The following is a 6358-nucleotide window of genomic DNA, read 5'->3' as shown; positions in this document are numbered from 1 at the left end:
ATTTGTCTTGTGGGGGGGGAGGCACTTGCTCAGAGGCTTTGCCGCTTGTCCTCAAGCACACGCCATACTTTAGCACCATTTAATGTGTCTTTGACGCCGCTTTGGTTGAAACGATGTGCCTCACATTGTTAGTGCATCTAAGTGAGGGGTACTGTCAAATTGTAACTATCCGCCGAAACTTGCATCGGGAAAAGTTCAGAGTTAAATGAACGAAATAGTGGAAAGTTCAGAGTTAAGTGAATCTCGAGTTCAGACTTGATTGAATTTAGAACTGAACCATGGCCGATGGGACTGGAGGTGTGGTTCAGAGTTAAAAGATTTCTGTCAATAATGTCACAACGATCATAAATAGTGCCACTGGAATACTTATTTAAAATCAGTGGTTTAGGATTGAGTCGCGTTGCCTTCTGATCAATATGACGATTTGCATTCGACATGGACGTTTAAATTTCATGCGAAAACAAATTTCGGTTTTGAGCATGTAAAACGAGAGCTCTTCCCCCACTGTTGTCCGACATACCCAATTTTTTGTTTCTTCTTGGTAACTTCAAGAATTCGTTCAAGTATGAATTTTCCGGTAGTGCCGGCCGGTCTTGAGAAGTCAAAATTGCCGCGCCGCTGCGTAAAGGTCTAGTGTGGTAGCTAGCTTCCCGAGGAAGCTTCATGAGATGTTTTTCTCTAATGCGCGAAGCAAATGCAACAAAATGCGAAGGGATGACTCTTGCGACGCGTCGCCGAATTGAGCATTCACAATGGCGCCATCTAGGGCCAATGTCGCGGCCCAGGCGATGTCGGAGGACCGTGTGTCTCTTGGGAGAAGCGCCTCGATGACCTCCTGTACTTCTCTCTTATGTTTTTGTGCGATCTCAATGATCGATGGCATGCTATGCCCGACCTCGGCCACGGTGTTTGCGAACGCGCAACCGCGAAAGCTTGGTGCGTTGAACCATTCTCCCGCAACCTCCAGAAGCGGATCGAGAGGATGCTTCTTTCGGTTTGCTGCCGTCTGAGATTCCAGTGATATCGCAAGCCGCTTCTTGAACCACGTAATCCACTGTTCGTGGCGCTGCTGCAGAAATGCCCGAATCAAGTCATCCTTGGACGGGAAGTTGCGATAAAAAGTGACTTTTGTCACGCCAGCCTCCGCAATCACCCGATCCACCCCGGTGGCCCTTACTCCATGCCGATAAAAAAGGTCTTGCGCGACTTGCAGGATGCGGTCGCGCGGGGGGAGGGGGGGAGATGAAGGCTTTACAGGTGGTCGCATGGTCCTTTTAGTGTAGACAAGTCGTTCTACATCTGGCAATGTGGAACGACTTGTCTACAGGGGCCGGCCATGACAACTACTTCAAGCACTTCTTTGCGTTCTGGCCAAGCGGTGCCGGCTACGCGGTCAACAATTGGGCTCTTCATTTTTGTTGTTTTAGCCTGGAGTCTTAATTGGGTGGTCATGAAACTGGCCGTCCATGATATTGCGCCGTTGTGGGCCATCACGATGCGGACGGCGTTGGCTGCGATATTGCTCTTTCCCATCCTCTATCTGAATCGCCAGCTCATCCTTCCACCGCGAAGTGATTATCCAGTTGTCGTCTCTATTTCCTTGTTTCACATGGTTGGCTTCGCGGCTCTGATGACGCTGGGGCTAACGCACATTTCTGCTGGTCGGGCCATTGTCCTGGGCTACACGACACCACTCTGGGTGGCACCTGCCGCGGTCGTCTTTCTCAAAGAGAAAATGTCAATTCGAGAGATGTTGGGCATGGTGATCGGCATTGGTGGGCTCTTGTTGCTTGTCGGATCGAATGCGTCTGATTGGCGAGCAGGACGCCATTTGGGGGAATGTCCTTCCGCTTCTGGCTTCACTCAGCTGGTCGGTAAGTATCATTTACACGCGTGCTCATCGCTGGACCGCGACACCTCTTCAACTGATGCCATGGCAATGCTTGCTGGCGACCGTGGTGCTCAGTGGGCTTGCTCTAGGGTTGGAGGGATTGCCACCTACTCGCGTAAGCTCAGTTACCGCATTGGCGCTGGCGTACAACGGTGTTATCGGCACCGCACTTGGGTTTTGGGCGATGACGGTCGTGAACAGACGGGTTCCCGCTACTACTTCAGCTCTCGGAGTCCTCGCTACCCCTATTCTCGGCATTGGAATTGCAGCGGTCGTTTTAGGGGAGCGGATTGAACTAGTTTTGATTCTTTCGGCACTAGTTATCGTGATCGGCCTCTTTGTTGGTAGGCAAGCACCGCACTAAGCATGGGAGCGAGTGGTGATGACTCAAAAATCAAGCTAGGCCACAATCTTTTCGCCGAATTCCGGACAGAATTATCCGCTTTTTATCTGAATCAACTGACCTCCAGCAAGGCGTTCGCCAAGCTCGCTCGACGACTCCACAGTCAGGTTCTCCGCCTGGCCCTCTTTGTCAATTATCCTGTTGGGCGTAGTTTTTGGAGCATCAACGAAAAAAAGCCCGCCAATGAAAGCGGGCTTTAACCATTGCCAAGCTGCGCAATAGCGGAGGAGAGTACGAGCTGATCGGTGCGGGTAAGGCGTTACGGATTGGCAACGGCGAAGAAATGCTTGACGAAGAAGTCGCTCTGGATTTCCCACAGTATCTCGCTGCCCTGCTTGACGAACCAGCTATCACCCTTGCCGAAACTGAGCGAATTGCCGGTGGCCAGATCGGTGAGCCTGACGCTGCCTTCGGCCACTGTGGCCTGCTCGTTGAACGGGTAGGTCATCCGGAAAGTACTGCGGGTGACGCCGAAATAGCCTGCCGAAACCGCATCGCCAGGAGCGCCGAATGTGCCCGTGGCATAAGCTTGCGCCTCGCCTGCCTCGATGGTGGCGCCCAGTACGCTGACCGGGCCGATGGCCTGCATGTCTTCGCGGCGGGGGGCGTGGCTGATCTCGATGATGTTCATGGGGTGAAGTCCTTTCTGTTTAACGACGTCCGGTCCGATAACCGGAAACTTGGTGCCAGGTCTTGGCGGCGCTGCAAATGAGGGGGCGCAACTGGTCCTTGCCGACCACGGTGGCGCGTCGGACGGAACTGATCAGGTCATAGCGCGGAGATCCTTCAGCCATGCCTTCGGCCAGGATCTTGCAGATGATGTGACTGGGGGTGACGCCGAATCCTGCATAGCCCTGCACATAGAAGACATTGGGATGATCCGGCAAGCTGCCGATCTGCGGGAACAGATTGGCTCCACAAGCCATCGGCCCGCCCCATGCGAGGTCGATCTTAACGTCCTGCAGGTAAGGGAATACCTTGAGCATCAATTTGCGGTTCCATGCCTTCAGGTCTTTCGGTATGTGTTCCACGAGCGGCGTGGCCGAACCGAACAGCAGTCGGTTATCGCGAGTGACGCGAAAATAATCGATGACCGGGCGAATATCGCTGTAGGCGCCGCGGATCGGGCTGATCTGTTCGATGAGCTGGTCGGAGAGCGGCTCGGTCACGCACTGGAACGCATAGGTGTTGATGGTGGAGCGATGCAGTTCCGGCTCCATGCCGTTGAGGAAACTGTCGCAAGCCCACAAGAGCTTGTTGGCCGTCACGCTACCTCTGGCGGTACGCACCTTGATGCGCTCGCCATAGCTGACTTCCACTGCGGGAGAATATTCAAAGATCCTGGCACCGTGATGCGACAAGGCCTGGGCTTCGCCCAGCAGCAGATTGAGCGAGTGCACATGTCCTCCGCCCGTATGCAGCAGGGCGCTTGAGTAGACGTCCGAGCCGATGATCGAGCGAACTTCATCACCTTCCAGGTAACGGATGTCCTGGGTTGCATCGAGTGACTTGAATTCCTTTTCCCAGGCACGCAAAGTCGCGGCCTGGCGGCGGTTGTAACCCATGTAGCCATAACCATGGCAGAGATCGGCATCGATGTCATATCGGTCCACACGCTCCTGGATGATACGGGCGCCCTGATCGCTGATCTCGAAGATGGCGCGGATGCCATCCTCGCCGACATCCTTCTTGATCTTGTCCAGATCATGGCCGATGCCCGCCATGATCTGTCCGCCGTTGCGGCCACTGCCGCCGAAACCCAGGTAGCGGGCTTCGAGCAGGGCGATGTTCTTGATGCCCTTCTCGGCCAGTTCAAGGGCCGTGTTGACGCCGCTGAAGCCGCCGCCGATGACGACGATATCGACGTCGATATCCTGGTCGAGGATCGGGAAATTCAGATCGTATTTCTTGGTGGCGGTGTAGTAGGTCGCGGTTTCGATATTGATCATCTCTGTTTGCTCCAAGGGGCTGCCATTGCTTTGATCTACGCAAGCACTGGCTCTCGGCGTCCCGGCGTCAGGGCGTCAGGGCGTCGCAGGATCCAGCGTGGACAGGAACAATGTGGAGAATGCGAAACAGGCGACACCACTGCTGTGGCGTCCGGTACGGACGATGTCGACGTCATTCATTCCCCACACCTTTTTGCGAAGTGGTGGGGGGATTCTAGGAATGACGCCCTACTTAGCGTTATCCGTTTTGGGAAGTGAATGCGGAAGGAACCTCGATTGTTGCGCGGCGCGGGCTCGACGGCAGATGAGGGCGCAAGGTTTCGGAGGGCAGCTCGCCGAACATGTCGCGGTAGTCGGAGGCAAAACGGCTCAGATGCCAGAAGCCCCACTCGGCGGCGACGTCGCCGATGGAGACAGAGCGAGCGCTACGACGTGCTCGCACCAGTTCCCTGCGGACCTGGTTGAGGCGCTCGGCGCGCACGAATTCGGTGGCGGGGATGCCAACGGCGCTATTGAAGCAGGTCTGCAGGTGGCGTCGGCTCACGCCCAGTTGTGCGGCCACCTGGCTCATGGTCTGGCGCTCAAGGCTATTGCCCAGCATTAACGTGCGGGCCTGGTCGATCAAGCGCTTATGCCCGGTCTCGCTGACTGGCTCAATCCTGCGCACCGAGTTGAGCACTTCCAGCAAGGCCTCCAGTACCAGCTCTTCCACCCCCGACGTATCTTCCTCGCCGACCTCGACTTGCTGCAGCACCTGGGCCATGCTCATGCCAGGCCCGGCCGCCTGCGATGCTCGCATGGACGTGGGCAGCAATTTGTTGACGGCAAGTTCCTGCTCATGCCACAAGCTGAGGTTGCCGAAGCTGCGTACCCCGGTCGAGATCTGCTCGTTAGCGCTGTCGCCGATACGATCGCTCAACCAGCGTCGGTCCACCACGATGAAGATCAGGTCCAGATGATCAGGGGTGATGATTTCCGGCAGCAGGTCGCCATCGACTACCAGGCCGACCTGTGGATCAACCGCGCGACCGGATAGCCAGCCCCGTCCTTGTGCCTTGAGGACGAAACTGAATACCAGTGAGCCCGGGCACGCCATGCCGCGCTTGAGCAGCGGCTTGTCGGCGAGCTCGCGGAAAATCTGGATATGCCCCAGTTGGGTCATCGACAGCGAGTAGTTGAGCTTGCCTGGTGACATCTGCAGCATGTCGATCTGCCAGCCGCTCATGGAGTGAGCGGCGTCGTCCAGTGAATGCACGGTGTGGCTGTTGTACGGCCAGGGGGCAGGGCGATGGGCGGTCTCGGACTTCGCGCTTGGCATCGTTTTCTCTCAGAACGTAGCGACGGCAGCCAGTCATGGCGGGGCAACGACACTCTGGAAGGCAAGCGGCCACCCGCCACAAGCAGTTCAGTGGCAGGCCGAGCGATATCGAGACACTCGGTTCGCTTGCATCCGGAATGCGCCGGGTCGCCAGCACGCTAACAAGAATTGTGCCTGGCCGGGCCGCCCCTGCAAGCCGCTTAATCTTTTCATTCAGTCGATGCCATTGTATGGGCGGGGTCAATAGCAGGAGGCGCGGATGCAAGAATGATGTTTCTCATTTTGCGGGATTTTATGTGTGTTTCATCAAGCGCCTTTCCAGCAAAGCTTGGGAAGAAGTGCAGATTCTTTTTGTTTGGCTGCCTTTCTTGGTGCAATTCGTCGCGCGCTGATTCAAAAAAGTGCATAAAACGTGCGATCTGAATGAAGAGTTGTGTTGGCACGGAACTCGCTCTCCCAGCCGCACAATTCAGGTGTATTCTGCCCGGCGGGGCAGTGCATTGGTGGAACTGCCTCGCCTGGCCTGGCCGTTCGTCCGGGCCGCTTGCCTTCTGTGGCTCCGTCCCTTTTTATTCGCGGATCACCGGCGGGAAAGCGCCCGAGTCGTGATGCTCTCAGGCATGGCTCGTTTTTTGCTGTAGCAGAGTCCGCAAGCAAGAACCAGTTACCCACTGGGAGGCGCTGCGGTGCTGTCCGGCGATGTCATCGTCGATACGGTGGTCAGGTTCGGTCAGCACACATAACAAATGGCACACAACGCACTGCGTTTTCAATCATTCATTGGAAGTAATAGGAGC

At 56.0% G+C, this 6358-nt stretch carries 6 protein-coding genes and 1 pseudogene; 2 read left to right on the top strand and 5 right to left on the bottom strand.

Annotation, left to right across the window (positions count from 1 at the left end):
• Nucleotides 1-661: 661 nt before the first annotated feature.
• Nucleotides 662-1267, bottom strand: coding sequence for a TetR/AcrR family transcriptional regulator (locus tag I5W_RS26110; RefSeq protein WP_044531445.1), 606 nt, complete (start codon nt 1265-1267; stop codon nt 662-664).
• 69 nt (nt 1268-1336) lie between these two features.
• On the opposite strand from I5W_RS26110, the pseudogene I5W_RS34330 reads away from it, so the two are divergent.
• Together I5W_RS34330 and I5W_RS34325 are read left to right on the top strand one after the other, a co-directional pair.
• A pseudogene (locus I5W_RS34330) lies at nt 1337-1783 on the top strand (DMT family transporter); the annotation flags it as partial.
• Between the two features lie 19 nt (nt 1784-1802).
• Nucleotides 1803-2255: a DMT family transporter gene (locus tag I5W_RS34325; protein ID WP_083893635.1), complete on the top strand. Its 453-nt coding sequence runs from the start codon at nt 1803-1805 to the stop codon at nt 2253-2255.
• A gap of 298 nt (nt 2256-2553) precedes the next feature.
• Here the strand turns inward: I5W_RS34325 and I5W_RS26095 are convergent, their stop codons facing one another.
• The 4 genes from I5W_RS26095 to I5W_RS31740 all read right to left on the bottom strand — a co-directional run bounded on the left by I5W_RS26095 (nt 2554) and on the right by I5W_RS31740 (nt 6004).
• Nucleotides 2554-2925 carry a cupin domain-containing protein gene (locus I5W_RS26095; RefSeq protein WP_017451303.1) on the bottom strand — a complete coding sequence of 124 codons (372 nt, stop codon included), beginning with the start codon at nt 2923-2925 and terminating at the stop codon, nt 2554-2556.
• Nucleotides 2926-2944: 19 nt separating this feature from the next.
• On the bottom strand, nt 2945-4243 hold the full coding sequence (locus I5W_RS26090) for an NAD(P)/FAD-dependent oxidoreductase (protein WP_017451302.1): 1299 nt from the start codon (nt 4241-4243) through the stop codon (nt 2945-2947).
• A gap of 238 nt (nt 4244-4481) precedes the next feature.
• On the bottom strand, nt 4482-5561 hold the full coding sequence (locus I5W_RS26085; RefSeq protein WP_044531443.1) for a helix-turn-helix domain-containing protein: 1080 nt from the start codon (nt 5559-5561) through the stop codon (nt 4482-4484).
• A 209-nt stretch (nt 5562-5770) separates the two neighbouring features.
• Nucleotides 5771-6004 (bottom strand): hypothetical protein, encoded by a 234-nt coding sequence (locus I5W_RS31740; RefSeq protein WP_148289202.1) that lies wholly within the window; start codon nt 6002-6004, stop codon nt 5771-5773.
• Between the last annotated feature and the right edge of the window lie 354 nt (nt 6005-6358).

Origin of the sequence: Herbaspirillum sp. B65 (genome assembly GCF_000333555.1) — a bacterium.
Lineage (GTDB): Bacteria > Pseudomonadota > Gammaproteobacteria > Burkholderiales > Burkholderiaceae_D > Herbaspirillum > Herbaspirillum rubrisubalbicans.
The sequence above is the reverse complement of the archived record's forward strand: the minus strand, read 5'-3'. Positions and strand labels throughout refer to the sequence as shown.